Below are 26,085 nucleotides of genomic sequence, written 5' to 3'. Positions count from 1 at the left end.
AGATTAAACTTAGCTTCGTCAAGCGATTGACAAGACTAATTTGTCTCCCACGTTAACGGTGGAAGACAATCTACGATTTGTCATTGGCAGTCTGTATATTTGTTTTTGGCAATTGGCAATTAGCTATTAGCGATTGGCTAAGAAATCTGTTGCTCGAAGTTAGGTGCGTAGGCTTGGAGTAGCATACTGACTTGTTTCACTACCTCTTTACCACCACTACTTTTCCCGAGAGCTTGACGTTCTGGGAAAAATTCGGGTCGGTCTAAGCTGCGGGCGATCGCTTCATCGATTTGTTGTACGATTAACGCTGCCAGTTCTTCTTTTGCCCGCTGGCGTTGGTAATTAGCACCTTCTTCAGTCGTAGCATATAGGGGAGGAAGACGATTGAGTGCATAGGCAGCGATATCACCTACGTCTAGACTATGACCGCTGGTAACCTTAATTTCTGCTACCCGTGCGATAACTTCAGTCAGCACTAACTCTTCCATTACGTTGATAAATTGTTTGCGCTGCACCGCTACAACTTCGCCAGTTAAGAGCGATCCCATCAACTTATCTAACGCCATATACTCTTCTATGGAAAGCTCGGAAGCAGTGTCACAGATTCTACCCACCTCTGCTTCCATGGCTGGTGTTAAATAGCCATCTTGAAGGGCTTGCTCGACAATTTGTTGAATGCTCATAACGCTGCTTTACCTATTTTGCTTTTCTATAGTTAAACTAACCCTGGATTGATTTTGCCCTGCTACAGCACAAAAATTAGCACCCTAGTCTAATTCATGCCTCGTTCCCGCCAAGTTGTCGGATCGACTGCTTCCCCTTGAACGTAAAATCCCCAGTGCAAATGGGGTCCAGTTGAAGCCCCGGTCGAACCCACCGCGCCAATCGGTTGTCCGGCTCTCACAATATCTCCTTCTCTGACATAGATCCGGCTTAAGTGGAGGAAAACACTCGTTACTCCTTGACCGTGATCGAGTCCAATTATATTACCGTGAACTCGAAACCCTTGAGATTCTAAACCGATTAAGGAAACTCGCCCTGCAGCAGGAGCAACTACGGGAGAACCTACCGGACCTGCATAGTCAACGCCACGATGGTAGTAATCTTTAGCAAATTTGCCATTGTAATAGCGACGCACTCCGTAAATCGTGCTAATTCTGCCACGATTGGGCTTAAGAAAAGGACCATTCCAGAATTTTTGCGGGGTAACGAGCGATTTAAAAGCTGCTACCCGACTCAGTTCGAGTTCGGTTGCTTCTAGCCCAGCCTTCCCTGGTCGAAAGTTGATTCTCTGCACGGGAAACTTACGATTTGCCACCCATACGGCTATATTTCTAACTTTACCTTCACTACCGATCTGAATTTCTCTTTTTCCTACTTTTTGTAAAGGTGTGGTAGGAATAAAAGCGCGAAATACACCAGGGGCAATAGCAAAAGCTGGATAAGTTTTGCGATTGACAGTCACGATAGGGCTGACGTTGACATCGGGGTTGTTCGATCTGACGACTACCGACAGCGTATCGCCTAAATGAGGCTTAGTGGGAGCGACCCGTACCTGCAAGGCTTGGGCTGGTAAGGCTGAGACTAAGGTAATACCCAGTGAGAGTAGAAAGCAGTGGAGAACTGGTAATTGGTAATTGGTAATGGGTAGTTGGTAGTTGGTAGTTGGTTGACCGCTCCTTTGTCTCCCTTGTCCCTTGCTTTCCGACTTCCTACTCCCTGCTCTCTGCTCCCTGCTTCCTATAAATTGATTCATATACTCGCAAAAGTCCAGACTGATTGACCAACTAGATTAGCTTTATGGTCTCGATCCCCTATGAAAGCTGTATCGAGTTTTTACAAAAGTAGATATGTTGTAATCGCTCCCAAATAAACTTAAAACTTCTGTATGCTGAAGTTTATATACCTTAATAGTTCTTTTCTAAATTTGTGCAGGAAGATTTTAGATTAATAGTTGACTTGGTTTTGGTTTTGGCAGTAGCGGCAGGTGGCGGCTTACTGGCGGCGTTATGCCGTCAACCAGTACTGCTAGGCTACTTGTTGGGTGGCATGGTTGTAGGACCAGCTGGACTAGGACTGATTAAGGAGTTAGTTCAAGTTGAAACTCTCGCTCAATTTGGCGTTGCCTTTCTGCTGTTTGCCTTGGGCGTAGAGTTTTCATTTGCTGAATTAAAAAAAGTGCAGGCGATCGCCCTTGGCGGAGGAGGATTGCAGATTGCCCTGACAATTCTGGTCACAGTGTTGGTCTGCGGAGTTGCAGGAGCCTGGGAAATCTTACCTGCTAAGGGCGTATTTTTAGGGTCAATTTTATCTTTATCTTCTACCGCTGTCGTCCTCAAGTGCCTGATGGAACGAAACGAAACGGCGAGTTCTCACGGACAGGTGATGTTGGGAATTCTGGTCGTCCAAGATTTGGCACTGGGATTGATGCTGGCAGTTTTACCCGCACTAGACCAACCGCCGCAGTTAATTGGTATAGCGGTAGCAACAGCACTGCTGCGAATTGGTTTATTTGCTGCTGGAGCTGTTGCCGCCGGAATTTGGCTGATTCCTCCTCTATTACGCCTGTTGGCACGAACTGAAAGCAAAGAATTATTTTTACTAGGAGTCGTAGCGCTGTGTCTGGGAATTGCTCTATTAACAGAGCATTTGGGGCTATCGATTGAAATGGGGGCGTTTGTCGCCGGATTAATGATTTCTGAAGTGGAGTATGCCGACCAGACTCTAACTTATGTTGAGCCACTGCGAGATATATTCGCAACGCTGTTTTTTGCCGCGATTGGAATGCTGATCGATCCCGTGTTTTTGTGGCAAAACTTGGAGTTAATTTTAGGGCTGGTGGCTTTGGTTTTTGTGGGTAAGTTCGCAATTGTCATGCCCTTAGTCATGCTTTTCCGTTACCCATTGAAAACAGCTTTGATTGCGGGATTAGGATTAGCTCAGATTGGAGAATTCTCGTTTGTATTAGCAAGTGAAGGGCGATCGCTCGGTTTGGTGTCCCGTCCCGTCTACCTGCTGATTTTGGGTACGACTGCCGTTACGCTCGTTCTTACACCTTTCGTGTTGCGACTCGTGCCAAAGTTATTGGAACTACCTTGGTTGAAAAAATTCATCGAGGGGCAAGATTTACCACTCGAAATTTCAGCCAACACGCCTCAACAAAATCACGTTGTCGTCTGCGGTTACGGGCAGGTTGGGAAAAACTTAGTGCGCTTGTTACAAGAACGCGATCGCCCAGTAGTCGTAATTGACCAATCAGAAAGCCGAATTCAGCAAGTCCGCGAGGCGGGCGTACCCTATGTATATGGCAATGCAGCTAGTTTACATGTATTAGAAAAGGCAGGGGTCGAACGAGCTGAGTCGCTGGCGATCGCCCTACCCGATCCGATGAGCAGCCGCCTGTGTCTGAAGCGGGCGTTAGAATTGTCACCCGATCTCGATGTGGTAGTACGGGCAACTAAGGATAAAGATATTGAATTACTCTATCAGCTAGGGGCTAGAGAAGTCGTACAGCCAGAGTTTGAAGCAAGTTTGGAACTAGCCAGTCATTTGCTAGCACAGATTGGCTTAGCACCATTTTCGATTCAGCAAGAAATGCAGCAAATCCGCAACCACCATTATTTAGAGTTACGTCCAGAACGGACGGCGGCTCAAGTTTCGCGCGAATTGCAGCAGGCTACTCAAGATTTAAATAGCCGTTGGTACGCCTTACCAGCAGGTTCGCCACTCACGGGTATGACGCTAGAAGAAGCTGACTTGCGCTACTTGACGGGGGTGAGTTTGATGGCAATTAAACGGGCAAACGGGCAAGAGGTAGATTATCCCAATGCTAAGACGATGTTGGAGAAGGGCGATCGCCTATTGTTAGTGGGAGAAGCAGAAGAATTAGCCGCTTTAGAGGAATTGGCTCAAAGCGAGGCAACTGTACCAGAAGCCAATGCTGCTTGTCATTGGTTGATGGTAGCTGCTGATAGCCCCGCGATCGGTCAAACTTTAGCAGATATCGACATTCGCCGTCATTTTGGCATACAAGTCCAAGCCATTCGCCGCGACGGTAAATTTCTGCGGTTTCCCGATGGCAATATGGCTTTACGGGCAGGCGATCGCTTGCTATTATGCGGCGGTTACTTGGCAATGACGCAGTTGCAAAAGTTGCTAGCCGTCACGTCAAGTCCGCTCTCCAGCGTACCAGTGGTGAAAGCTATAGAAGCAGAAGCTTTGCGGGAGTATTTGCCGTTGGATAGTTGGCGGGAGTGACTAGTGACTGGTGGCTAGTGGCTAGAATATCTAGTCACTTATTGCCAGCCGCTAACCACTTATTCGTCTCTCATTTCCCTAACTCTCGGTCTGAGGTAGGCAATCGCTTGTCGCCAAATTGTAGTGGAGCGATCGCTTTCATCAATTAGGCAAACGCAATTAGAATCTTGCCAGCCTAATCTACCCGTCAGTGAGTCGCCTGTCATGAGTTTCATTTCTACGACAATCTGACTTTTAATCAGAGATTGTACCTGCCGAATACTAGGTAATGCTGTATCGTAGTCGCTAGCCATGTTTATACTTAACTTTAATTCCTATGTATTGATAATTCCCTCGATTGGGCTTCCAGTCGTCATCGGAGAAGTCAAAAGTTAAAAGTTAAAAGTCAAAAATGAAGAGTCGGAAGTCAGGAATTGTTAAACCACTCCCTACTCGCTACTCCCTACTCCCTACTCACTGTTCTAAACATGACTACTGAGTTTGTTAAATATCACGGCTTAGGTAACGATTTTATTTTGATTGACAATCGCGCCTCTAGCGAACCAATCGTTACGCCAGAGCAGGCTGTCAAATTATGCGATCGCCATTTTGGGATTGGTGCTGATGGTGTCATCTTCGCACTACCTGGAACCAACGGTACTGATTACACCATGCGGATTTTCAACTCTGATGGCTCGGAACCGGAAATGTGCGGTAACGGAATTCGCTGTTTTGCCAAATTTCTAGCGGATTTAGAGGAGATCGCCAATCCTACCTCTCGCCTCCGCATTCATACTTTAGCTGGTATCATCGTCCCCCAACTCACTGCTGACGGTCAGGTCAAGGTAGACATGGGAGAACCAAGATTGTTAGCCGAGGAAATTCCGACAACTCTTGTCGCTGCTAGAGAGAAAGTTATTAACCAATCTCTAAACGTTGCAGGTCAGACTTGGTCAGTTACCTGTGTCAGCATGGGTAATCCTCACTGTATTACCTTTGTTGATGATGTGGCTGCTATTCCCCTAGAGGAGATCGGACCCCAGTTTGAACATCATCCAGTTTTTCCCCAGCGCACGAATACGGAATTTATTCAAGTTACAGGCAGAGATTACTTGAAAATGCGGGTCTGGGAACGCGGTGCTGGGGCAACTTTAGCCTGCGGTACGGGTGCTTGTGCTTCCCTGGTGGCTGGAGTGTTAGCAGGAAAATGCGATCGCGTTGCTACTGTAGAACTTCCAGGTGGCTGTCTGCAAATTGAATGGTCGCACGACCAAAAACTTTACATGACGGGTGCGGCAGAGCGCGTGTTTGCGGGGCAGATTGAGTAATCTGACCGCAAAAACCCGCTCGCGTATCTCTACGGCTTGACATTACAAATAAGTGTATATACACTAAAAATATGTCAGAGCAAAATGCCCAATTCAATTTAGTTCAGTTAGGCAATGTTGCTAATACCTGTACCTGTTTTAATCTCCGCAAAGCCACTCGCGTTGTGACGCAATTCTTTGACGAGCAGCTCAAGCCGAGTGGATTGTTAATCACTCAGTTTACGATATTAGTAGCGATCGCTCAAGCAGGTTCAGGAACGATCAACGATCTAGCCGATCTCTTAGTTATGGATAGAACAACGTTGACGCGCAATCTAAAACCACTGGAAAGAGAAGGTTTTGTTGCTATTCAGCCAGGTGAGGATCGGCGGATACGGGTTGTTTCTCTGACTGCAAAAGGTCGCAATGCATTGGCTGTAGCATTGCCTTTGTGGGAACGGGCGCAAACTTCTGTAATTAACGGATTAGGTCAACAACAGTGGAATTCGTTGCTGATTGCTTTGAATGATTATGTGTCACGGGGGCGCTGAGCATTATGACTTTGGATCGGCTTTTGAAAAGCAAGTACCATTCTGAAAAATTGATAAATGATTTTCAAAAATAAATGTATATACACTTAAGCACAATACCTGAGATTCAAGTAGAGAAGCGCTTACAATTGCTTTTTTAACGAGCAGCGGTCGCCAAAAGTTTCACTATCTTCCAAACTAATTTCTTGGTAAATTTGTTGAGTAAATTTTTCAGTAATATAATCTATAATTACTGGGATTTGAGTAAATTTTCCTCCGTTTTTATCAATTAAACAACGACGGCAAAGAGAATTCAAAGTATTAACAAGCTGCTGTCTAGAGAAAATAGAAAGTAAATCGTCTTGCAGTTCGATTACCTTAACTGGTTCTCGCTCGATTGCCAGCCAATACATCACTTCTGTTTCTAAATCGGATAAGCGATTAAACTGAGAATCTAATAAATCTCGAATTCCGTCAAGGATAAAAACTTCCGCTCTCCAGCATTGTAGAAATTGAGAAATATTACCGTCAAATAAAGCTTGAATAGCAGATGCAACTATTTTGAGGCTGAGCGGATTGCCACTGTAATAATCAACTAGTTGCTGCCATTCTTCAGGAGTTCCCCAGAAGGTATTAATCGTTCGATAAATAGCATTGATTTCATTAACTTGTAATCCAGTAAGTTGCAGCGATCGCACTGCAAGTTTTTCTCCTGAATAAGCGATAATTTCTTTAGGTTTTTCTCGGCTAGTGAGAATTAAGCAACTTTGATGAATTTCTGTACCCAAACGCTCGATCAACTCCCCATAACCTTCAAATCCTTCTCGATAACAGCCCAAGCGAGCGTTGCTAGCTAGAATTGTTTCCCAACTATCTAAGATTAAAAGACAGCGGTGCTGACGTAAATAAGAGATTAAAAGCGAAATGCGATCGCTTAATTTTTCTGGAAGATAAGGCTCATGTCTTTGAGTGAGGCTTTGAATTATATCTGATAATAATTCAGATAGGAAAGGTGCAGATTGTAGCGATCGCCAAATCGTACAGTCAAATTTATCCTGAATTTGTGCTATTAACTTAGCAGATAAAGCAGTTTTACCAATCCCACCCATTCCTACAATTGCTACCACACGACAGCGTGAAATAGAGTTATTTGCACCTAAAATCCATTGTTCTAGTAAAGATAATTCGGTACTGCGTCCGTAGAAAAAAGAAATATCAATTTCTTGTTTCCAATTTCGGTAATCGGGAGTTGGTAGGGGCGCACAGTCGTGCATTCGTACTGAGAAGTCGGGAATCGAATAGGAAGTGGAATTTAATTGTGAATTGAATTGTCTATCTGGTTCTGTACGTACATAGCGACAAGAATTACGTTTTAGTACGGCAACTAAGTTATTTTTGCTTACCTTTTCTCCCAAAGCATCGCTGAGAATTTGCCACAACTGGGAACCTGCATCTTTAAGATAGCCAGCATCATAGCCAGAAATTTTAGCGATTTCTACGTAAGAATGCCCTACAAAAGACTGTTGCAATAAAATTTCCTGCACTTTAGACAAGTGTTTTTTATCTAAAATTTGCTCGACAATCTTTAAGCCTAATTCGACATCCATTGAGAGGGAGTAGGGAGTAGGGAGTAGAGAAAATACCAATGACCAATGACCAATAAGAATAACCACTAATCTTTCTTTTAGTCAGCAATTTTAATATTTTGTTAATTGACAAAAATTATACATTCGTGGTTTTAGCAAATCTCATAGCACTTGTGCCGCTCCAACTTACGACTTACGACTTACGACTTCATTATGACTTTTTCTGACTGACATACTTGATGACTTTTACCGACTGTCAAAGCCAGAGCTGAGAGTTTAAGGTTTATTTCATCGGTGCATAAAGGTTGCTGCTGCAAATTGAACCAGTCGCAAGTTTAGGCGCTGGGTACTTCTTAACTGCCTAGTTAATTCTGGTGTGTGGACGAGCTTTCAATTGTGGTGTGTGAAAGCGTTTCTGAGTGAGCAAACGGTAGCAGGAGAAACCTCACGAGAAATATCAAATAACACAGCTAATTACTTTTTTAGTAGCAAGAGGGCGATCGCGACAAACTGCGATCGCAATTTGTAGGTTAATACCTGCTGAAGACGTGCATCTTCTCCTCCAACTGCTGTAAGTCAGGCTGGCACGCAATCAATTAGGAAGCATAAGTCTAGGATAAGTATGAACTCTCCCACAATCATCAGGTTTTGTCAAGTTGGCGCGATCGCCGGGTCTTTGTGTATTGGTATGGTGAATTTTCCCACCCAAGCACAACCAAATCCCGTACAGCAACAAGCTTCGGTTTCTGGAGTCAAAACCCCACCGAGTCAGCAGATAATTTACGTTAATTCTGCAACAGGTATAGATGCTACCACAGCAGGTAAAGACCCCTCAATTCCGTTGCGTACTATTACTTTTGCTTTACGACAAGCACAACCGGGAACCCTAATTCAGTTAGCTGCTGGTACTTACTCGGCTCGCAGTGGTGAAGTATTTCCCCTAAAACTCAAATCGGGTGTAACGCTCAAAGGCGATGTTGCGACTAACGGTCAGAACGTTGTGATTAATGGTGGCGGACGCTATCTCAGCCGCACATTTGCGCGTCAGAATGTTGCAGTCGTAGCCGAAAAAGATAGCACAATTATTGGTGTGACAATTGGTAACTCCAACTTACGCGGGACGGGATTGTGGATTGAATCAACTAATCCCACCGTACAGTACAGCACCTTCACCAACAACCATCGAGAAGGAATTTTTGTGACTGGGACTGCTACACCTAAAATTGCGGCAAATGTCTTTGGCTAACGAAGCTCAAGGAGAGATTCGCAACAACGTGTTTCAAGACACTGGTTTCGGACTAGCAATAGGTGGTACGGCTGCACCTGTAGTCGTGGAAAACAAAATTATTCACAACAGAGATGGAATTTTTGTTTCTCAAGAAGCACGTCCGGTACTACGCAACAACGCGATCGAAAATAATCAAAGGGATGGAATTGCGATCGCGGCTTGTTCTCAAGCACGGATCGATTTAGCAGGCAGCAACACCTTCAATAATAACGGTCAATACGACATTCACAACGGTGGTGCTAATCCAATCGTTTTGGTTGGTGGTACGGCAAAAACCGCTCAGCAAGCACCGCACAATCAATGCTATTAAGTCATTGGTCATTGGTCGTTGGTGGCTAGCCACCAGCTACTAGCTACCAGACACTAGCTTAAATACTGCATCAAGATTTTTTCAATTTGAGCAATGCCTATGGGTTTGCTGAAGTAGTCGTTGGCTCCAGCTGCTAAAAAGCGATCGCGTTCTCCTGCCTTTACCAAAGCGGTAAGAATAATCGCAGGTAATTTTTGCCACTCTGGTTGCTGGCGCAAACTGCAAAGCAAATCCATTCCTGACACACCACCTGGTAGCTGTATGTCTAATAGCAGTAAATCTGGCTGGTAGAGATATAACATCCCCTGAAAGTTATGAGGGTGTTTGAGATGCTTGACTTGGTAGCCAACGCTCTCAAAATAATCTTGCAATAGTAGGGCGCTGCGATCGTCGTCTTCTACAATGAGAATCCGTTTAGCGATTGGCGATTGACAGCCGTTAGCAGGACGGTTACAGGATAGCTTGGGATCGATTGGTGATAGGAGCGATCGCTCCTTGGCTGGCTCTTGACATAGATCGTTTGGGTAAGCGTTTGGCAACCATAGGGTAAATTCACTACCTTTACCTACAGTCGAGCGGACAGTGACATCGCCGCCGTGCAACCGCGCTAACTTACGGGTTAACGATAAACCCAATCCCGTCCCTTCATACTGTCGGTTTAATCGACTATCCAGCTGTTTGAACGGCTGAAATAATAGGTTTAGCTGCGATAGCTCAATGCCTATTCCCGTGTCTGCAACCTTAAAAGCAATTCCCTGGTTGACTTGTTCTACCCGTAGCGATACTTGCCCCTTGGGAGTAAACTTAATTGCATTGGCGAGTAAATTTAATAGCATCTGTTTGACACGGCGCTCGTCAGCAATGCAGTTATCGATTTGCGGATCGATTTCACTGAGTAATTGCAACTGCTTGGCAACGGCGCGATCGCGCACGACACTCAAACAGTAAGTGCATAAATCCCGAACATTTAGCCGCACCAGCGTGAGTTCTTCCCTACCTGCTTCAACTTTGCAGAGGTCGAGGACATCGTTAATTAGAGCTAGTAAGTGTTCGCCACTGCTGTGAATGCAACTCACGTATTCTTTTTGCTTGGCATTAAGACTACCAAATAACTCTTGCCCTAGCAGCTGCGATAGCCCTAAAACTCCATTCAAAGGCGTACGTAGTTCGTGGCTCATAATTGCTAAAAATTCGCTTTTCGCCCGACTACCTGCTTCTGCTGCTTCCTTGCTATCGCGTAAATGATTTTCTATCTGTTTGTGAATGGTAATATCTTCTACTAAAGCAATGACAAACTGAGGTCGATTTGCACTATCTCTCACTAGTGAATGATTCAGGCGACACCACACCTGACAACCATCTTTACGAGTGTATCGTTTCTCGATCTCGTAGCGATCGCGTTGACCCATGACCAGTTCGTAAAAAAGTTTGACATCTGCGGCAATATCATCTGGATGAGTGTAGTCAGTAAAACTCATTTTTAACAGTTCTTCCCGACTGTAACCCAGAATGTGACATAGAGCTGGATTGCTATCAATTTGCCCTCCTTTCAAGTCTGAAAGACCGATTCCAATACTGGAATGTTCAAAAATGGCACGGAATTGCAACTCGCTTTCTTGAAGCGCCACTTTTGTTTGCTGGCGCGCGATCGCACCACCAATGCTACCCGCTGCGGCGCTGAGGATCGCTCGTTCGATTTCCGTCCACTGACGTTCTCGATGGCAGTCGTCAAAGCCGACGAAACCCCAAAATTGACCTTCGAGAAAGATCGGCACGACTAAAATGGAGATAATCTGTTGCCGATCTAAAACTTCGCGTTCGTGCGCTGGTAAATTTTTGACTAGTCCACCAATTGGTTTACCTGCAACTAAGTTGTCATACCATAGAGGAGAACAGGTCTGATAAGACAGGCTTTGCAATTCTGGATTATCGATTTGAGCGATGACGGTAGAACTAGTCCACTCAAAACGCTGACTCATTAACAGTTCACCCGTGCTGGGATGAAGATGATTTTCAAATACGTAAACTCGATCGACATCGCAGGCTTGACCCAAAGTTTCTAAGGCTAGGTCGATCGCAGCAGAGAAATCTGTAGTGGTTAGCAGGTGATTATTAGCGCTGGCGACAGCCGCCAGCAGGCGATCGCGTTCTTTGAGGGTAGATTCTGCTTGCAACCTTTCCGTGACATCTCGTCCAATTCCTACGTAGTAAACTGGTTCTCCCGAGCGATCGCGTAGGGAAAAAGCAAATAACTCTACTGTCACCAACCATCCTTGCCGACGGCGCAGAGACACTTCTCCCCGATAATTATCACCATTTTGCAATTGAGTAGAAATCTCCGCCACCTGTGCTTTCGACGAGAAAATTTCGTCTTTTTTCTGTCCGCACAGTTCCTCATCTTCGTACCCTAGTAGAGTGCGGTGAGCGGTGTTTTGTTCGACAAAATTGCCTTGAGAGTCATAAATTGCGATCGCGTTATTAGAATTCGCAATAATTTCTTGGTAAAGGCTTAACTTTTCCTCGGCTTGCTTCAGCTGGGATTGAGTTTGTCGCCACTGAGTTTGCCACTGCTGGCGATCGATTGCATAGCACAATGCCCTCAGCAATCCCTGCGCCTCTACTTCTGCCTTGACTAAATATTCTTGCGCTCCTTGGGCTAATGCTGTTTGGGCATTTTCTGCTTCGTTTTCTCCTAAAACAACAATTGGCATGTGCGGGTAAGCTAACCGCAATTGTTTGAGTTTTTGCCCAGCTCGATCGAGTTCGAGTAGGACAACACTAGCTGATTCTGTTTTGAGTTCCGCTAAAGCTACCTGCACCCGCTCTTGCCAAACGAGTTGTAACGGGGTTCGGACTGCCCGTAGCATTTCTCGAATCCTTCGCTCCAAACTAGGCTGTCCCACTAATAATATTTTCAGTGGAGCTGTGTTTACGTACGTTACAGATTGTCGTTCAGGATTGCTCATTCAGCCCAAGAATTTTAGTAGTTTCGCAGTGAGGCAATTTTAGCTGCGATCTCCAACTCTACTTTTTATCGTGCCTCCGATCTAAATTTTTCTCAGTCGTGAAATTCTGAGTTATTTTTTCAGTCAGATTTTTCAGCCAGTAGGTTTTTTAGTAATGTTTTTCTGTGTATTTTCTTTGATTCTTTATATTAGAAAGCAAATAGCTTTTTAGCGTCAAGAGGAGATATATAAGATTTTTCCATTAAAAAATCGGATGTAATACCAGAGGTTGATTGATAGCAGTGCCATCTCCAGTAGAATTCGATTATAGCTAACAAGTATTTGTGCTAGTTGTATAATTTTTTGCTGAAAAACCAATTTTTACGCTGAAGTATCAGGATGCAAGTTGAGATGTAGGAGCGACTGATGAAAGAGCAAGATCTCAGAATAGTCTCGCTGATTCCTAGTGCTACCGAGATTTTAGCAGCATTGGGTTTGACAGATGTGATTGTCGGGCGATCGCACGAATGCGATTTTCCTCCAGACATACTCAACCGTCCGGCTTGTACGCGGGCGCGAATTAACTCTAACGGTAGTAGCGCTGAGATTCATCAGGATGTCGATCGACTAATCCAATCAGCACTTAGCATCTACCAAATTGAAACCGACCTCTTAGAACAGTTACAGCCGACCCACATAGTCACTCAAGACCAGTGCGATGTTTGTGCCGTAAGTCTTGGTGAAGTAGAACAAGCAGTTGCTAACCTAACGCACTCTCAACCTCAAATCATCTCTCTTCAACCTAACGTTTTAGCAGATGTTTGGGCAGATATAGAGCGCGTGGCTCAGACTCTCGAAGTCGATGCAAATCGCTTAATCGAAAATATTCAGTCGCGGACTGAAATTTGTCGGCAAAAGGTTCGCGGGCTATCGGTGTCAGAATTACCAACAGTCGTATGTATTGAGTGGATCGATTCTCTCATGGTAGCAAGTAACTGGATTCCCGAACTAGTGGCGATCTCCGGGGGTCAATCCTTATTTAGTGTTTCTGGTCAGGCTTCTGCTCAAGTAAAATGGGAAAACCTGATAGCTGCCGATCCAAGCATTATTGTGGTCATGCCTTGCGGTCTTGACCTCAACCGTACCCAGGCAGAAATGTTGCCTTTAACGCAGCGCCCAGAATGGCAGCATCTACGAGCAGTTAGAAGTGGCAGAGTCTATGCTACTGATGGTAACGCTTATTTCAATCGTCCGGGTCCACGCTTAGTCGATTCCCTAGAAATTCTCGCTGAGATTCTTCATCCAGAAATATTTTCCTACGGTTATAAGGGAACTGCTTGGGAACAAGTTCAGTTACCAGTGACCAGTGACCAGTGACCAGTGACCAGTTATTAGTTGCCAATTACAGACGCTGGAGCAGGCTACGACCGTGGGTATCCGTACCGCAGGTATTTAACAAGTCGTATTGTTGAGCCAGAGCGCGTACTTGTTGAGTTTCTTTCGGGCTAGGTCGCCAGGGATGGGGATTGTTGTAGGCATAATATGTTTCTACCCCATCAATTCCCAGTTGATTAGCAGCAGCAATAAGATCGAAAGGCGATCGCTTGTAGCGAGCTGGGTGAGCTAACACTGCCAATCCCCCTGCTTCATGGATTGCACTAATAATGCTAGCAGCACAATATGCTTCTCCGGTTGCAGTACGTCTTTGAAGATAGGGCTGCATACGTGCGTGTTGGGGATCGAATGCATATGCCAGAATATGCACTTCTGTATCTAACAATCCGGCATTAATCTCAACTCCACTCCATAATTGAGGCACGCAGTCTTCTAAATCTGGATGATGCAATTGCCATTGGGCTAAATAACGCTGAGCAGCTCGATACCCACCTATAGTATGGTGGTCGGTAATTGCAAATCCTCGCAGCCCGATTGAAATTGCTTGCTCGATCGCTTCTTCCGGTTCTAACCTACCGTCAGAATATACCGTGTGCATGTGGAAGTTGAAAGTTAGCGGGCAACTTTCAGCATCAATTGTCTGAAAAACTCTCTGCAACTGCTGGCTCAATAAATTAGAAGTCTGGGCATAATAAACAGCCATAACCGCCTCAGAACGAATAGACGTTCATTTAATTTCTCTAACATACTGCCCACTTATATCTGTGTATCACTCGTTACCTATCCCGCAATTGGAAGTTAATTTGGAGCGATCGCAGCGATCTGAGGGAAAACTTTCTTTTCAATATGTTAAGACTAACTTAGCAAAACAATACACTTAATGGCACGATTCGGCTGATGAGAATTTTCGATGAGTCAATTCAGTTATTGGTCATTCGTCATTTGTAACAAATGAGTAGTAAGTAGTGAGAAGTAGGGTGTAGGGTATGGTGAGTGAATTTTGAATTGTCTCCCCTGTCCTTTCCCTACTCCCTTCTAAACCCATGCTACGGCAGCTTCCCAGCCCTTACCTTGGCGGATAATTTCTGGTTCGTCAGTCGTCATGTCAATAATTGTCGAGACTTCATCTTCTGGCTCCGAGCCATCATCGATGATCGCGTCTACTATGTTGTCTAGGCGATCGAATAACTCGACTCGCGATAAGTCAGCTTCAGCCGGAGCAGAGCGCCCGTTGCCATTTTGAGGCAAGTGAGCTGAGGTAGAAATAATCGGATTACCCAAAGCATTTAGTAAAGCAGCACAAATTTTATGATTTGGGACTCGAATTCCCGTTGTTTTGCGCTTAGGATTTTGGACTAATTTCGGTACGAGCTTGGTGGCGGGGAGCAGAAAAGTATAAGACCCTGGGATTAAATGCCTCATAATCCGGTAAGCAGGATCGCTGACGATCGCATAAGTTGCCACATTAGAGAGAGAAGGACACAAAAAAGTTAGCGGTTTATCATTTGATAGCTGTTTGATCTGGCGCACTCGCTCCACTGCCGATTTAGAATTAAGGTCGCAGCCGATCGCGTAGACAGTATCAGTGGGATACAGCATGACTGCACCATCGCGCAGCGCTGCAATAATTTCTTCCACGGTGCGAGTTTGAGGATTGTCGGGATGAATTGTGTAGACTGTAGCCATGATCGGGGAGTAGGGAGTAGGGAGTAGGGAGCAGGGAGTAGGGAGTAGAGAAGCAGAGGAGCAGAGGAGCAAGACAATTCAATATTCAAAATTCATTCCGAACTCTCCCCACTACACCCTACACCCCACACCCCACAACCGATCGACACTCACTACTCACCACTAACTTATGACAAAACTAGCTTACCTCGAATGTCCTACTGGCATTGCTGGTGATATGTGCTTAGGAGCGCTGGTAGATGCTGGCGTGCCGCTAGAATACTTACAAGAACAGCTTAAGGGTTTAGGAATCGAACGGGAATATCAACTAAGGGTTGATTTCGTCCACCGTAACGGGCAGTTAGCAACAAAATTTCATGTCGATTTATTAGGTAACGAGCATCACCACCACGATAATCATACCCATCATCACGGTCGTCATTTGCCCGAGATTGAAGATTTAATTCTCAAAGCTAATTTACCGATTCGTGCTGAAGCTTGGAGTTTAGCTGTTTTTCGTCAGCTAGCTGTTGCGGAAGGAGCAGTGCATGGTATTGCGCCAGAGAAAGTTCACTTTCACGAAGTTGGTGCGGTGGATGCCATTGTAGATATTGTTGGTACTTGCTTGGGTTTAGATTGGTTGGGGATAGATAAAATTTACTGTTCTGCCTTACCCACGGGAGGCGGGACAGTTAAAGCCGCCCACGGACTGATGGCGGTTCCCGTACCAGCGGTATTGAAGTTGTGGGAAATGCGGACTTGTCCAGTTTATAGCAATGGTATCCAAAAGGAATTAGTTACGCCTACGGGAGCCGCGATCGCCACCACTTTAGCTACAGATTTTGGCTCTCCACCCGCTATGACGATACAGCGGATCGGACAGGGTGCGGGTTCCATTCATCTACCGATCCCTAATATTCTGCGCTTGTGGCTGGGTGTGGAGACTTTGCTTGGTAACGTAGTAGGGGCGCACGGCTGTGCGCCCCTACAAGAATCAAATACTAGCCCCTTTCTAGAGGCGATCGCGGTACTGGAAACCCAGATCGACGATCTTAACCCCCAGGCGATCGGCTACGTCTTAGAAGCGCTGCTAGCGGCTGGGGCATTGGATGTTTTCACGCAGTCAATTGGGATGAAAAAATCTCGTCCTGGCATTTTGCTCACTGTTATTTGCCATCCTGACAAGGTGACCGATCTTGAAGCGATCGTCTTTCGAGAAACTACAACTCTAGGTATTCGTCGCTATGCTCAACAACGGCTAGCTTTACAGCGCGAAATCCAATCTGTAACAACCGACTACGGTACGGTGCGAATTAAAATTGCTTGGACTGGTACAGCCACAGAGCGTCAAATTACTAACGTCCAGCCAGAATACGAAGATTGCTGGCAAATTGCTCGACGGCACGATCTCCCTTGGCGAGAAGTTCATCGATTAGCGCTGCAAGCTTGGTACGAAAAGAATTCGGAATGAAAATATTTTAGAAATTTGTGCTGAGCGAATTCAGCTAAACTTAAACATACCATTTGGTATGGTATTGTATGAATATCTCAGCAAAGAAGGAGAATGTCATGAACTGGTTTCTTTTTGCTGCTGCCGTTATCTCGCTAATTACTTTCCTCGCTCATCTTTTTTGGGGTGGACGAGAGGTGGTAATACCATTACTTGATGCCTCAGATCTCCAAGAAATGCCCAAGCTGACAATGTACTACTGCTGGCATATTGTGACGATCGCGCTGTTATTTTTGACCTGTACGTATGCCTGGGCTGCACTATTGCCAACTAATATTCCTTTAGCTCTAGCTGCAACCAGTATTCCAGCTGCTTGTGCGTTGCTTAATGTGGGATTAATAACTATACGCAGGCTAAAACCGCTTGATTACCCCCAGTGGGTATTCTTCATCCCCATTACTCTACTGGGATTTTTAGGTTTGTTCTCAACATGACCACGGCTGAACGATTGACCCGCAAAGACTGGCTCGATACTGGCTTGCAACTATTGGGTTCTGAGGGGGAAAAAGCTTTAACCATCGAACGCCTTTGTCAAGTGACCTATCGGACAAAGGGTTCCTTTTACCACCACTTCAAGAATCACGACGAATTTATTAACGCACTACTTGAGTATTGGCAGTCCGAATATACAAACCGAATTATTGCAACCGTCGAGCAACTTGATAATCTGAGCGATCGCCGTCGAGAACTCGACCGTCTAGCAGCAGGAATAGACAGACATATTGAGCGAGCAATTAGAAATTGGTCGGGAGTCGATAAACGGGTACAACTCGCCCTCAAGCAGGTTGACGATCAGAGAATTCAATACTTAGTCGGCTTAATTGGTGAGATGGGACAAATTGACGAAAAAATTGCACTTGAACTCGCGATTGTTGAGTATTCTACTTTTGTCGGACTTCAGCAATTATTTCCAAATGCCGATTCTCACTGGCTAGAACAAATTTTTAATCGTTTCAACCAAATGGCTTCTGCTTACTGTGTGGCTCTTCATAGAAAAGAACTTGAGTAAATTAGTCAAGTCACTGAGTTTGTTTTTAGCAAAAAATAGGGTGAGCATAGACTCACCCTCAGCAACAGAACTTATTCAAGAAAATTAGTCAACCGCATCTCTAGCAGCTTGTCCGGCGCGATCCAAGCTACGTTGAGTGTTTTGAGCTGCCTCGTCAGCTTTGCGTTGAGCGCTCTTGCCTAAATCTCTAGCTGTATCTTTGGCATCTTCAGCAGCACGGCTGACATTTCTGTCTGCTCCTCGTAGGGCATCAGAGGTGTTGTCTTTGATATTTTCCGTACCGCGCTTCGCGCCTTTGGCTAGGTCTTCAGCAGTACCTTTGATCTTGTCTTGGAGACTCTCGGTATTTCGGTTAACATTCTTACCGAAATCTTCCGCGTTCTCTCCTTTTTTACCTAGAATGCGCTTAGTGTTTTCGCCAACATCACTTGTTTGGTCGATGACGTTGCGCTCGGCATTTTCAATTAAGGCATTAGCCTTTTTGTTAGCTGCCTTCTCTAAATCTCTAGCTCTGGGATCGACATCGCTAAATTCATTCATTGTCGGTCCTCCCTCGAACTTGTTCACCACGCCGGAATCGGGAGAAGTTGCCGTACCACCTGGAACTTCTGGTCTAGGATTCTTCTGTCCTGGAACAGCTAATTCCCCAGCAGGAACATTCTGTCTTCTTCCAGTCACAACTCCTGCATCAGGACTCTTTGCTTGTACAGCATTAGAGCAAGCAGTGCTAACAAAGAGTAAAATTCCTGCCATACAGGTGACTAAAATTCGTCCCAGATGGACTTTTTTCACAGCAGTTACGATCCTGTTCATGTTAATACTCCCTTTAATTGGATAGAGTTATTTATGAGAGCAAAATGTTTTTTGTTCTTGTTTTGCCACAAAAGTTTGCTACTCGATTGGAACCTATTGACCTAAAGCAGGATTGCTTTGAGCTTCTGGTCTTCTGCTACCTTCTGCTGCTTTTTCTTGAGTAAACTCCGATGCCTCTTTAAAAGCTTCTTGCACCTTTTCTAAACGGTTACCGAGCCGCTCTCCTAAATCTTCATTTCTTTGGTTCAACCCGCCTGCTTCGGGTTGTTTAAAGTCTTTCGCTGTTTTGATTGGTAATTCAGTTTCTTTTTCTGCTCTACCAGCTGGGGTTTCTGCTCCAGGGTAAAGAAGTCCTTCGCTGTTAGCTGCTACAAGCAGAGAATATCCATCTAAACTAGCGCGATTAGTTGGCGATTTATCGGGTGTCTCTTTAACTGTGGGGTCGGTAGTATATTTATCTACGTTGTTGTAGTTAACCCCAGGATTTTTGTGAGGATTGTTGTTTCCACCCGCCTGTACAGCAGGGTTGTTAGGATTTGCACCTTGGGCTGTCGTTGCATTGCTACAAGCTGCGCTGAAGATCAGTAATACGCTGACTAGGCATACTGTCAGCACTTGGCGCAATCTTAGTTTTTTGAACAAAGTAGTTAACTTTTGCATAAAACCCTCCTATTTACTGAACTAGTCCGCCAAATGCCCTTGGTCTAAGTGCTGCAATAAACACTAGTACTGTTAATCTCAGCCGCGTGCTAAATTTCATGCTTTCAATTAGACTTACTTATATGTGTGTCAAGAGCATTTTGGCGTTATTGTATAAAGTGGCTCGAATTTGACCAACGATTGCTAATCTTAGGCATTTACGAACGATCGCTACCTCTAGCAAAGGGTGCATTTTGCAATCGCTATAGTTCAATTTGTTTCTAACTCAAGAGAGATTCACATTGGAAACTGAATGCAGCACATTTTGTCACGCCTGAAACCTTACTTGCGCTGGATAATACTAGGCGGGACTTTATTTTTCTTAATAACAGCTTTCAAAAACAATTGGCAAGAAGTAGCAGCAATTCGGATTGCTACTTTAGGATGGCTAACTTTAGCGACTGCTTTAGGTGTAACTCTACTTGCCCATATTTGGTCTGGATGGGTCTGGACTTGGATATTAGAAGAATTCAACCAGACCGTCAATATTCCTCAATTCGTACGAGTGTATTTACAAACAAATATTGCTAAATATTTACCAGGGAATGTCTGGCATTACTACGGTCGAATTTCTGCGGCAAAAACTGCAGGTATTCCTACCAGGATAGCGGCTTTGAGCGTATTATTAGAACCTCTATTAATGGCGGCTGCCGCAATCGTGTTGGCTTTGCTAGGAATCCAATCGACAATCGCTCTAACTCAAAGTTATATCCAATTGTTACTATTTTTTGTTTTAGCTGGGGTATTGTTAGCAATTCACCCTCATTTGCTAAACTTGGCGATGCGGCTGCTCAGTCGAATGAAATTTAAATCGACTACTACGGATACAAGCGATCGCGTTCTCTGTCAAATTAAACGCTATCCTTGGCGACCTTTATTGGGAGAATTGGGTTTTGTGGGATTGCGAGGAACGGGTTTTTTACTAACTCTACTAGCTATAATTCCGCTATCAATAGAGCGTATTCCTTTATTATTTGCTGCTTTTAGTTTAGCTTGGGTATTGGGATTAGTAATTCCTGGTGCGCCTGGGGGTTTAGGAGTCTTTGAAGTCACGGCGATCGCTTTATTGCAACACAGTTTTTCTGTTGGTGCAGTCATTAGCGCGATCGCTTTATATCGCTTTATTAGTATTACTGCTGAAGCTGCTGGCGCGGGATTAGCTTGGCTAAATGAGAGATCGGTCGTCGGTAATTGATGGTTGGTGGTTGGTTACCTGCAAATCATCAATGATGAATGGCAGATAGTAGCAATTTTCAATCATTGGCGAATAATAGATATTTTTATAACTATGTGGATATTATTCGCCCTACAAATGTTCAACAAAGTTAATAAGATATCATTTAACTGATATTGTCATATTATCTGCATAAATGGCAAAGATAATCGTGAAAATTTCAATAAAATTAGTCATCCAAACGCAACTTTCTGGAGACTTTTCATAATACATAATTAAGTCGGCAACACAAGCTTCTAAACGTATTCGTGCGGGTTGACAAATTAAGACAATCTTTAATAGAAGTATGACAACCGTAAGCGGATTACCTTGTGATATTAATGATTCTAGTAGCGGTGAAGGCTGTTTTCGCTTATCTGTTGTTAAATAGTCTATCAGTTTATTGCATGTTTTCAACAACATTGTATCGGTTAGCGGCTGATCGTGCCAGGTTTCATATAACGAATCTAATTTATGCCATAAATTGAGTTTTAAGGTATCAGAAAACTCCTGACTTTCTCCATAGCAGAGTAGATAGTCTTTTAAACTTTGCTTAAACTTTTTGTAGTTCTGTCCTTGAGTTGTTTTGCTAAATACGTTAGCCATGTTTGTATAGCTATAAGTATCGCGTTTAGCTACAATGAGCTTAATGACTCGGAGAATCTCATCTCCCACATCTGTCGGATTTTGAATTTGGCTGTCGATTCCAGCAGATTCAAACCGTGCCATATACATCGCTAAGTCAAACTTAAATCTACACCGTAGTTGTAATGCTCTATTTCTAGCTGCTTCTCGTTGTTCGATTGGGTTTCTTAAGTCGTTGTATTGAGTTGAGAGCAAGATTGGTGCATAGCGAGAATTCCAACGAGTGTGTTCTTGAAATTTAGCCTGAGCATACAATTCTAATTTTTGATAATCGTCGCTTTTAGCAAAAACTTGTATCCAACCTCTTAAGCGATCGACCATTGGCGAAAGAGACTTTCGCTTAGTAATCGGATCGTTTAAAATTTCTAGTAGCTGTTGGATGTATTTAAATTTTCTTTTAGAAACCCAGTTATTGACGAGAATATAACACGACCGTTTGAGCGTATAATGAAATTCTTGGCGATCGTTGGCAAACACAATTTCATATATAGAGCGGATGACATTGGAGTTAATTGGGTCATCATCTTGAATAAATAAGTGTCTGAATTCCTTCAAAACATTTTCAGGCGACCACTGCTTAATAATATCTAATAAGTAAGCATATATAGTTTCCTGTGCTTCTTCAAAGTTGCTTGTTTGCCGCGAGGTAAGATTGCTTGCAGTTTGTGCTTCGCTGGACGAACCAGTAGCATCGAAGATAGTAGGCTTAACCATACAATGCCTTTCCATGTATGCAGCGATTTTGTTTGCGCTCGAATTAGATTTTATATACTACGAACTATAATTTAAAAAGTTTTAGTACAGTAGAGTATTTCTGTGTAATTTTATCGTAAATATGTAGTAAACAGGCATCCGTAAGATCGCGGATGGAGTCGTTTGAGAAAGAAAGATGTCTGAGTAATATCCCGCGATCGCGTATAGCTATTTCAATAGAAAAATTAATAGGGAATTGAGATCGAAGAAAATACGCAATTACAGCACAAAGCCTGCGCTATTAGTGCAGGCTTTCTAAAAAGTCTCATGGGGGCGGAGGGACTTGAACCCTCACGACCGTTTAAGGTCAACGGATTTTAAGTCCGTAGCGTCTGCCATTCCGCCACGCCCCCTCAGCTATCAATGTGAGTTGTGACAGGGTTGTCTACCCCGCTTTACTATTCCAGCACTAAAGGGAAATTTATGCAACTTAAAAAAAGAAAGTCGGTGTGGAGACAAGGGGGGCAGGGGAGCAGGGGAGCAGAGGAGCAACAACCAACAACCAACTACCACTCTTCACGCTCTTACTGATAACTGATAACTGAAGAGCGGTACAATATCTAAAAACAGGGAATACACCGTTAGTTAACACAACTTAGTTAACACAAAGCTCGCTTCAGGCGATCGCTCGTTCATTTATACCTAACTTGGGAAAAAATTTATGATGGTAGCCCTACTGTACTTAGCTTTGGCAGGAGCATACTTGCTTGTCGTCCCAATCGCACTACTCCTCTACTTAAATCTCAGGTGGTATACGGCTACTTCCTTCGAGCGCGGTTTTATGTACTTTATGGTATTCTTTTTCTTCCCAGGTTTATTGGTTTTATCGCCCTTCCTCAACTTTCGACCCAAGCGCCGCCAAATTCAGACATAGAGAAAGAATTACATAGGAGTGGTTGACACAGTTGCAATGCGACGAATTGACGCGATAGGAGTGACTCTAGGAGTCTTTGCTGCTGGAGGCATAGCATACGTTGCTTTAAAAGTTGCTGGCTTAGATAATCTAGAAGCTGGGATCTGGAGCCAGCTATTATTAGTAGGTGGTTTAATTGGATGGCTGCTAAGCTATATCTTTCGCGTGATGGGGAAGAAGATGACCTATCACCAGCAGCGAAGCGCCTATGAAGAAGCTTTCTGGCAAAAAAAGCTAGACGAACTCTCACCAGAAGAACTGGAAAAGCTGCAAGCTGAACTGGAAAAAGAAGAAAAGATTAATTCGTAACCCCTAATTTATGACTGCTATTTCCGAGTGTTTTAAGTCTTTGCGCGATCGCCATGAGTGTGCCTTGATCCCATTTATTACAGCTGGCGATCCTGACTTAGCAACGACCGCTGAGGCACTACGGGTTTTGGATGCGGCAGGTGCAGATATTATCGAATTGGGCGTTCCTTACTCCGATCCACTGGCTGATGGACCGACGATCCAAGCAGCAGCTACCCGCGCTTTGCAACGGGGAACAAAGCTAGAGCAAGTCTTGGAGATAGTCGCGGCTGTCAAGTCAGATTTGCGATCGCCAATTGTTTTATTTACTTACTACAACCCGATTTTATACCGAGGGATCGAGCCGTTCTTTCAACAGATTTCTCAAGCAGGGGTCGCAGGGTTAGTCATACCAGATCTACCCCTGGAAGAGGCGGAATACGTGTTGCAGGTGGCAACCCAATCCGGGGTAGAAGTCATACTACTAGTGGCTCCTACCAGCTCGGCAGAACGAATTGAGGCGATCGCACGGCATTCCCAAGGATTTATTTATTTAGTGAGCGTGACTGGCGTAACTGGGATCAGAACTGGATTAGAAGCACGAGCGCAGGACTTGTTACAACAAATTCGGCAGATGAGCGATAAGCCAATCGGAATTGGCTTCGGCATTTCTCAGCCAGAACACGCAGCACAAGTAAAACAGTGGGGTGCAGATGCAGTCATTGTGGGTAGTGCCGTAGTGAAGCGTCTAGCTGAAGGGACACCAGAGCAAGGACTCGCCGCGATCGCCGAATTTTGCCGCAGTCTCAAAGCTGTTATTGCCAACAAATAATTTTGCCACCTGCTCCCTTACCCCTGATAAAGAACGAATTTGAACTCACCAGGCAAACTGATTGTATTTGAAGGTGTTGAAGGTAGTGGCAAAACCACACAAATCCAAGCTACACAATCCTGGCTTCAGGAGCTTTTCAGCTCTGCGATGCCTAAACGAGATGTCATCGTCACAAGGGAACCAGGGGGGACTCAATTAGGAGCAAAACTGCGCTCTTTGTTGCTGGAATCTAGAGGTGAAGCACCCATACTCAGCACGACTGAATTGTTATTGTACGCCGCCGATCGCGCTCAGCATGTAGAAGAAACGCTCAAGGTGGCGATCGCTTCTGGCACAATTATTCTGTGCGATCGCTATACCGATTCCACGATTGCTTATCAAGGTTACGGTCGCGGTTTAGATTTAAATTTAATCCATCAACTCAACGCGATCGCAACTGCTGGGCTGGAAAGCGACTTAACAATTTGGTTAGATCTCGATGTAGCAGTCGGTTTATCTAGAACTAAAGGACGGGGAAGCAACGACCGCATCGAACAAGAGGCGATCGCCTTTCATCGTCGCGTTCAACAGGGATATTCAGAATTAGCTCGACAAGATCCACACCACATTGTACGAGTTGATGCTAGTTTGAGTGAAAGCGAAGTTCGTCAACAGATTCAGACGATTTTGCGCCAACACTTAGCCGAAATGCTGCGATGATGAACTCAACACGGAGACACGGGCAAGATCGTGCTGTTGTCATAGGAGGGAGCATTGCTGGTATGCTGGCTGCACGGGTACTAGCAGATGATTTTGCGACTGTCGCGATCGTCGATACAGATATGCTACCCAGCCAGCCTCAACCTAGAAAAGGCGTACCCCAATCAGTACAACCTCACGTTTTGTTTGCCAAAGGGTACAGAATATTAGAAGAACTTTTTCCGGGAATCGGTGCTGAACTCTCTACTGCTGGCGCACTATCAATTGATTGGTTGCGGGAGTTTCATCACTTGACTTACGGTAACTGGAGTGCCAACACGACATCTGCCTCAGAAATCATTTCCTGCACTTGCAGTCGTCCGTTGCTAGAGTGGGCAATTAGACGGCGTATTTTAGAGATACCTAATATTGAAATTATTGCCAAACATCGCGCAACGGGTTTGGTGCGCGATTCTCATGGCGATCGCGTTACAGGTATTCGCCTACGTCCCGTGAGTGAAGTCACAGAGAGCGAACTAGTCGCTACATTAATTATCGATGCTAGCGGTCGTCGTTCCCAAGCACCACAATGGCTAGGAAGCGCGGGATTTACCCCACCAGATGAAACCGTCGTCAATCCATTTCTCGGTTATGCAACGCGCCGCTACCGCGCTCCGGTAGGATTTGATGCAGATTGGAAAATTATGTTAATATCCCAGTCTCCACCAGAGAATACACGATTGGGATATTTAGCTAGAATCGAGGGAGGAGAATGGATTGCTACACTAGGCGGCTACAGCAAAGATTTTCCGCCATTGGACGATGAAGGCTTTTTAGCATTTGCCCGCAGTCTACCCAGTCAGAGATTTTACGAGGCGATCGCATCTGCCGAGCCTGTGTCCCCTACCTATGCTCATCGTGCGACTGCTAACAGATTGTATCACTACGAAAAAATTAAGCTACCGCAAGGTTTTATTGTTTTAGGCGATGCAGTCTGCGCCCTGTGTCCGATTTATGGGCAGGGGATGACAATCAGTGCCATGGGAGCGATCGCATTACGCGACTGGATAAAGCAAGGATATGCCTCTAATGTAAATGCTTTAGATTTAGATACCTCAGACTTTCAAAAACGTTTGGCTAAAACGACTGCTTTAGCTTGGGCTATAGCAACGACTCAAGACTTAGGCTTTCCCAAAACAGAGCAGCACCCAACCAACAATTCAAATAAATCGTCGTCAGGCAAGCTAGGCAAGTTCATGCGTTGGTATAATCGGCAGTTGATGAAAGGTACAAGTTCTAGACCAGAACTACATGCCTTAGTGTTGGAGGTAGGACAAATGCTCAAATCGCCTCTTGCCTTCTACCATCCCAAAACAATCTGGCGCGTTTTGACAGTTATTAGGGAGCAGGGAGCAGGGACGAGCTGGGAGTAGGGGAGCTGAGGAGATTAAACAATTTCCGACTTACGAA

Annotated in this window: 25 protein-coding genes and 1 tRNA gene; 15 read left to right on the top strand and 11 right to left on the bottom strand. The window is 44.7% G+C overall.

Annotated elements, in window-relative coordinates:
* Nucleotides 1-137: 137 nt before the first annotated feature.
* Nucleotides 138-683: a late competence development ComFB family protein gene (locus H6G17_RS23880; RefSeq protein WP_015156757.1), complete on the bottom strand. Its 546-nt coding sequence runs from the start codon at nt 681-683 to the stop codon at nt 138-140.
* An 89-nt stretch (nt 684-772) separates the two neighbouring features.
* Nucleotides 773-1,756: a M23 family metallopeptidase gene (locus H6G17_RS23875; protein WP_192161086.1), complete on the bottom strand. Its 984-nt coding sequence runs from the start codon at nt 1,754-1,756 to the stop codon at nt 773-775.
* 173 nt (nt 1,757-1,929) lie between these two features.
* Here H6G17_RS23875 and H6G17_RS23870 point away from each other — a divergent pair, with 173 nt between their 5' ends.
* Entirely contained in the window at nt 1,930-4,257 is a 2,328-nt protein-coding gene (locus H6G17_RS23870; protein WP_192161085.1) for a cation:proton antiporter, read from the top strand.
* A gap of 59 nt (nt 4,258-4,316) precedes the next feature.
* Here H6G17_RS23870 and H6G17_RS23865 read toward each other — a convergent pair whose 3' ends face one another.
* The gene (locus H6G17_RS23865; protein ID WP_192161084.1) at nt 4,317-4,550 is read right to left on the bottom strand and encodes an RNA-binding protein hfq; all 234 of its coding nucleotides are present in this window, start codon (nt 4,548-4,550) and stop codon (nt 4,317-4,319) included.
* Nucleotides 4,551-4,724: 174 nt separating this feature from the next.
* Here H6G17_RS23865 and dapF point away from each other — a divergent pair, with 174 nt between their 5' ends.
* A complete protein-coding gene (gene dapF / locus H6G17_RS23860; protein WP_192161083.1) occupies nt 4,725-5,564 on the top strand; it encodes a diaminopimelate epimerase in 840 nt (279 codons plus the stop codon).
* 71 nt (nt 5,565-5,635) lie between these two features.
* Nucleotides 5,636-6,094 (top strand): MarR family winged helix-turn-helix transcriptional regulator, encoded by a 459-nt coding sequence (locus tag H6G17_RS23855; protein ID WP_192161082.1) that lies wholly within the window; start codon nt 5,636-5,638, stop codon nt 6,092-6,094.
* Nucleotides 6,095-6,216: 122 nt separating this feature from the next.
* Here the strand turns inward: H6G17_RS23855 and H6G17_RS23850 are convergent, their stop codons facing one another.
* Nucleotides 6,217-7,680, bottom strand: a complete 1,464-nt coding sequence (locus H6G17_RS23850) for an NB-ARC domain-containing protein (RefSeq protein ID WP_192161081.1) — start codon at nt 7,678-7,680, stop codon at nt 6,217-6,219.
* Between the two features lie 601 nt (nt 7,681-8,281).
* Here H6G17_RS23850 and H6G17_RS33570 point away from each other — a divergent pair.
* A complete protein-coding gene (locus H6G17_RS33570; RefSeq protein ID WP_242038566.1) occupies nt 8,282-8,905 on the top strand; it encodes a DUF1565 domain-containing protein in 624 nt (207 codons plus the stop codon).
* Complete coding sequence (locus tag H6G17_RS33565) at nt 8,892-9,257, top strand: right-handed parallel beta-helix repeat-containing protein (RefSeq protein WP_242038565.1); 366 nt, start codon at nt 8,892-8,894, stop codon at nt 9,255-9,257. Before H6G17_RS33570 ends, H6G17_RS33565 begins: the two co-directional genes overlap by 14 nt.
* Nucleotides 9,258-9,310: 53 nt before the next feature.
* Here H6G17_RS33565 and H6G17_RS23840 read toward each other — a convergent pair whose 3' ends face one another.
* On the bottom strand, nt 9,311-12,124 hold the full coding sequence (locus H6G17_RS23840; protein WP_206757170.1) for a PAS domain S-box protein: 2,814 nt from the start codon (nt 12,122-12,124) through the stop codon (nt 9,311-9,313).
* A 504-nt stretch (nt 12,125-12,628) separates the two neighbouring features.
* On the opposite strand from H6G17_RS23840, the gene H6G17_RS23835 reads away from it, so the two are divergent.
* Nucleotides 12,629-13,579: a cobalamin-binding protein gene (locus H6G17_RS23835; RefSeq protein WP_192161079.1), complete on the top strand. Its 951-nt coding sequence runs from the start codon at nt 12,629-12,631 to the stop codon at nt 13,577-13,579.
* Between the two features lie 25 nt (nt 13,580-13,604).
* Here the strand turns inward: H6G17_RS23835 and H6G17_RS23830 are convergent, their stop codons facing one another.
* Both H6G17_RS23830 and H6G17_RS23825 read right to left on the bottom strand, forming a co-directional pair.
* Complete coding sequence (locus H6G17_RS23830; RefSeq protein WP_192161078.1) at nt 13,605-14,300, bottom strand: PHP domain-containing protein; 696 nt, start codon at nt 14,298-14,300, stop codon at nt 13,605-13,607.
* A gap of 332 nt (nt 14,301-14,632) precedes the next feature.
* On the bottom strand, nt 14,633-15,283 hold the full coding sequence (locus H6G17_RS23825) for an L-threonylcarbamoyladenylate synthase (protein WP_192161077.1): 651 nt from the start codon (nt 15,281-15,283) through the stop codon (nt 14,633-14,635).
* Between the two features lie 169 nt (nt 15,284-15,452).
* On the opposite strand from H6G17_RS23825, the gene larC reads away from it, so the two are divergent.
* The 3 genes from larC (at nt 15,453) to H6G17_RS23810 (ending at nt 17,781) form a co-directional block, all read left to right on the top strand.
* Nucleotides 15,453-16,733 carry a nickel pincer cofactor biosynthesis protein LarC gene (gene larC / locus H6G17_RS23820; RefSeq protein ID WP_192161076.1) on the top strand — a complete coding sequence of 427 codons (1,281 nt, stop codon included), beginning with the start codon at nt 15,453-15,455 and terminating at the stop codon, nt 16,731-16,733.
* 98 nt (nt 16,734-16,831) lie between these two features.
* The gene (locus H6G17_RS23815; RefSeq protein ID WP_192161075.1) at nt 16,832-17,206 is read left to right on the top strand and encodes a hypothetical protein; all 375 of its coding nucleotides are present in this window, start codon (nt 16,832-16,834) and stop codon (nt 17,204-17,206) included.
* Nucleotides 17,203-17,781 carry a TetR/AcrR family transcriptional regulator gene (locus H6G17_RS23810; protein ID WP_192161074.1) on the top strand — a complete coding sequence of 193 codons (579 nt, stop codon included), beginning with the start codon at nt 17,203-17,205 and terminating at the stop codon, nt 17,779-17,781. The genes H6G17_RS23815 and H6G17_RS23810 overlap by 4 nt, the downstream gene beginning before the upstream one ends.
* 84 nt (nt 17,782-17,865) lie before the next feature.
* Here the strand turns inward: H6G17_RS23810 and H6G17_RS23805 are convergent, their stop codons facing one another.
* Both H6G17_RS23805 and H6G17_RS23800 read right to left on the bottom strand, forming a co-directional pair.
* Entirely contained in the window at nt 17,866-18,594 is a 729-nt protein-coding gene (locus H6G17_RS23805; protein WP_192161073.1) for an apolipoprotein A1/A4/E family protein, read from the bottom strand.
* A 93-nt stretch (nt 18,595-18,687) separates the two neighbouring features.
* Nucleotides 18,688-19,254 (bottom strand): DUF6658 family protein, encoded by a 567-nt coding sequence (locus tag H6G17_RS23800; protein ID WP_192161072.1) that lies wholly within the window; start codon nt 19,252-19,254, stop codon nt 18,688-18,690.
* Between the two features lie 292 nt (nt 19,255-19,546).
* On the opposite strand from H6G17_RS23800, the gene H6G17_RS23795 reads away from it, so the two are divergent.
* Nucleotides 19,547-20,488, top strand: coding sequence for a lysylphosphatidylglycerol synthase domain-containing protein (locus H6G17_RS23795; protein WP_192161071.1), 942 nt, complete (start codon nt 19,547-19,549; stop codon nt 20,486-20,488).
* Nucleotides 20,489-20,629: 141 nt separating this feature from the next.
* Here H6G17_RS23795 and H6G17_RS23790 read toward each other — a convergent pair whose 3' ends face one another.
* Entirely contained in the window at nt 20,630-21,865 is a 1,236-nt protein-coding gene (locus tag H6G17_RS23790) for a hypothetical protein (RefSeq protein WP_192161070.1), read from the bottom strand.
* Nucleotides 21,866-22,172: 307 nt separating this feature from the next.
* Nucleotides 22,173-22,257 (bottom strand) — tRNA-Leu (locus H6G17_RS23785).
* A 308-nt stretch (nt 22,258-22,565) separates the two neighbouring features.
* Between H6G17_RS23785 and ndhL the strand changes: the two genes are divergently transcribed.
* From ndhL to H6G17_RS23760, 5 genes are read left to right on the top strand one after another with little or no spacing between them, the layout of a single operon-like run.
* On the top strand, nt 22,566-22,778 hold the full coding sequence (gene ndhL, locus H6G17_RS23780; protein ID WP_015156778.1) for an NAD(P)H-quinone oxidoreductase subunit L: 213 nt from the start codon (nt 22,566-22,568) through the stop codon (nt 22,776-22,778).
* A gap of 36 nt (nt 22,779-22,814) precedes the next feature.
* Entirely contained in the window at nt 22,815-23,126 is a 312-nt protein-coding gene (locus tag H6G17_RS23775) for a DUF3007 family protein (protein ID WP_192161100.1), read from the top strand.
* A gap of 10 nt (nt 23,127-23,136) precedes the next feature.
* Nucleotides 23,137-23,937, top strand: coding sequence for a tryptophan synthase subunit alpha (gene trpA, locus H6G17_RS23770; RefSeq protein ID WP_192161069.1), 801 nt, complete (start codon nt 23,137-23,139; stop codon nt 23,935-23,937).
* A 39-nt stretch (nt 23,938-23,976) separates the two neighbouring features.
* Nucleotides 23,977-24,636 (top strand): dTMP kinase, encoded by a 660-nt coding sequence (tmk, locus tag H6G17_RS23765; protein WP_192161068.1) that lies wholly within the window; start codon nt 23,977-23,979, stop codon nt 24,634-24,636.
* Complete coding sequence (locus H6G17_RS23760; RefSeq protein ID WP_192161099.1) at nt 24,636-26,048, top strand: monooxygenase; 1,413 nt, start codon at nt 24,636-24,638, stop codon at nt 26,046-26,048. The genes tmk and H6G17_RS23760 overlap by 1 nt, the downstream gene beginning before the upstream one ends.
* The last annotated feature ends 37 nt before the right edge of the window (nt 26,049-26,085 follow it).

Source organism: Chroococcidiopsis sp. [FACHB-1243] (assembly GCF_014696895.1).
Classification (GTDB): Bacteria; Cyanobacteriota; Cyanobacteriia; order Cyanobacteriales; family Chroococcidiopsidaceae; genus Chroococcidiopsis.
Note: the sequence above shows the minus strand (reverse complement) of the source record. Positions and strands in the feature narration are given on the sequence as shown.

What these genes read in the sequence shown, in the direction of transcription:
- H6G17_RS23795 (WP_192161071.1), top strand. Translation starts at nt 19,547, where the DNA reads ATGCAGCACATTTTGTCACGCCTGAAACCTTACTTGCGCTGGATAATA.
- dapF (WP_192161083.1), top strand. Translation starts at nt 4,725, where the DNA reads ATGACTACTGAGTTTGTTAAATATCACGGCTTAGGTAACGATTTTATT.
- H6G17_RS23875 (WP_192161086.1), bottom strand. Translation starts at nt 1,756, where the DNA reads ATGAATCAATTTATAGGAAGCAGGGAGCAGAGAGCAGGGAGTAGGAAG.
- H6G17_RS23805 (WP_192161073.1), bottom strand. Translation starts at nt 18,594, where the DNA reads ATGAACAGGATCGTAACTGCTGTGAAAAAAGTCCATCTGGGACGAATT.
- H6G17_RS23760 (WP_192161099.1), top strand. Translation starts at nt 24,636, where the DNA reads ATGAACTCAACACGGAGACACGGGCAAGATCGTGCTGTTGTCATAGGA.
- H6G17_RS33565 (WP_242038565.1), top strand. Translation starts at nt 8,892, where the DNA reads ATGTCTTTGGCTAACGAAGCTCAAGGAGAGATTCGCAACAACGTGTTT.
- H6G17_RS23840 (WP_206757170.1), bottom strand. Translation starts at nt 12,124, where the DNA reads ATGCTACGGGCAGTCCGAACCCCGTTACAACTCGTTTGGCAAGAGCGG.
- H6G17_RS23835 (WP_192161079.1), top strand. Translation starts at nt 12,629, where the DNA reads ATGAAAGAGCAAGATCTCAGAATAGTCTCGCTGATTCCTAGTGCTACC.
- H6G17_RS23830 (WP_192161078.1), bottom strand. Translation starts at nt 14,300, where the DNA reads ATGGCTGTTTATTATGCCCAGACTTCTAATTTATTGAGCCAGCAGTTG.
- H6G17_RS33570 (WP_242038566.1), top strand. Translation starts at nt 8,282, where the DNA reads ATGAACTCTCCCACAATCATCAGGTTTTGTCAAGTTGGCGCGATCGCC.
- H6G17_RS23800 (WP_192161072.1), bottom strand. Translation starts at nt 19,254, where the DNA reads ATGCAAAAGTTAACTACTTTGTTCAAAAAACTAAGATTGCGCCAAGTG.
- H6G17_RS23855 (WP_192161082.1), top strand. Translation starts at nt 5,636, where the DNA reads ATGTCAGAGCAAAATGCCCAATTCAATTTAGTTCAGTTAGGCAATGTT.
- H6G17_RS23790 (WP_192161070.1), bottom strand. Translation starts at nt 21,865, where the DNA reads ATGGTTAAGCCTACTATCTTCGATGCTACTGGTTCGTCCAGCGAAGCA.
- ndhL (WP_015156778.1), top strand. Translation starts at nt 22,566, where the DNA reads ATGATGGTAGCCCTACTGTACTTAGCTTTGGCAGGAGCATACTTGCTT.
- H6G17_RS23815 (WP_192161075.1), top strand. Translation starts at nt 16,832, where the DNA reads ATGAACTGGTTTCTTTTTGCTGCTGCCGTTATCTCGCTAATTACTTTC.
- trpA (WP_192161069.1), top strand. Translation starts at nt 23,137, where the DNA reads ATGACTGCTATTTCCGAGTGTTTTAAGTCTTTGCGCGATCGCCATGAG.
- H6G17_RS23865 (WP_192161084.1), bottom strand. Translation starts at nt 4,550, where the DNA reads ATGGCTAGCGACTACGATACAGCATTACCTAGTATTCGGCAGGTACAA.
- H6G17_RS23810 (WP_192161074.1), top strand. Translation starts at nt 17,203, where the DNA reads ATGACCACGGCTGAACGATTGACCCGCAAAGACTGGCTCGATACTGGC.
- H6G17_RS23825 (WP_192161077.1), bottom strand. Translation starts at nt 15,283, where the DNA reads ATGGCTACAGTCTACACAATTCATCCCGACAATCCTCAAACTCGCACC.
- H6G17_RS23775 (WP_192161100.1), top strand. Translation starts at nt 22,815, where the DNA reads ATGCGACGAATTGACGCGATAGGAGTGACTCTAGGAGTCTTTGCTGCT.
- larC (WP_192161076.1), top strand. Translation starts at nt 15,453, where the DNA reads ATGACAAAACTAGCTTACCTCGAATGTCCTACTGGCATTGCTGGTGAT.
- H6G17_RS23850 (WP_192161081.1), bottom strand. Translation starts at nt 7,680, where the DNA reads ATGGATGTCGAATTAGGCTTAAAGATTGTCGAGCAAATTTTAGATAAA.
- H6G17_RS23880 (WP_015156757.1), bottom strand. Translation starts at nt 683, where the DNA reads ATGAGCATTCAACAAATTGTCGAGCAAGCCCTTCAAGATGGCTATTTA.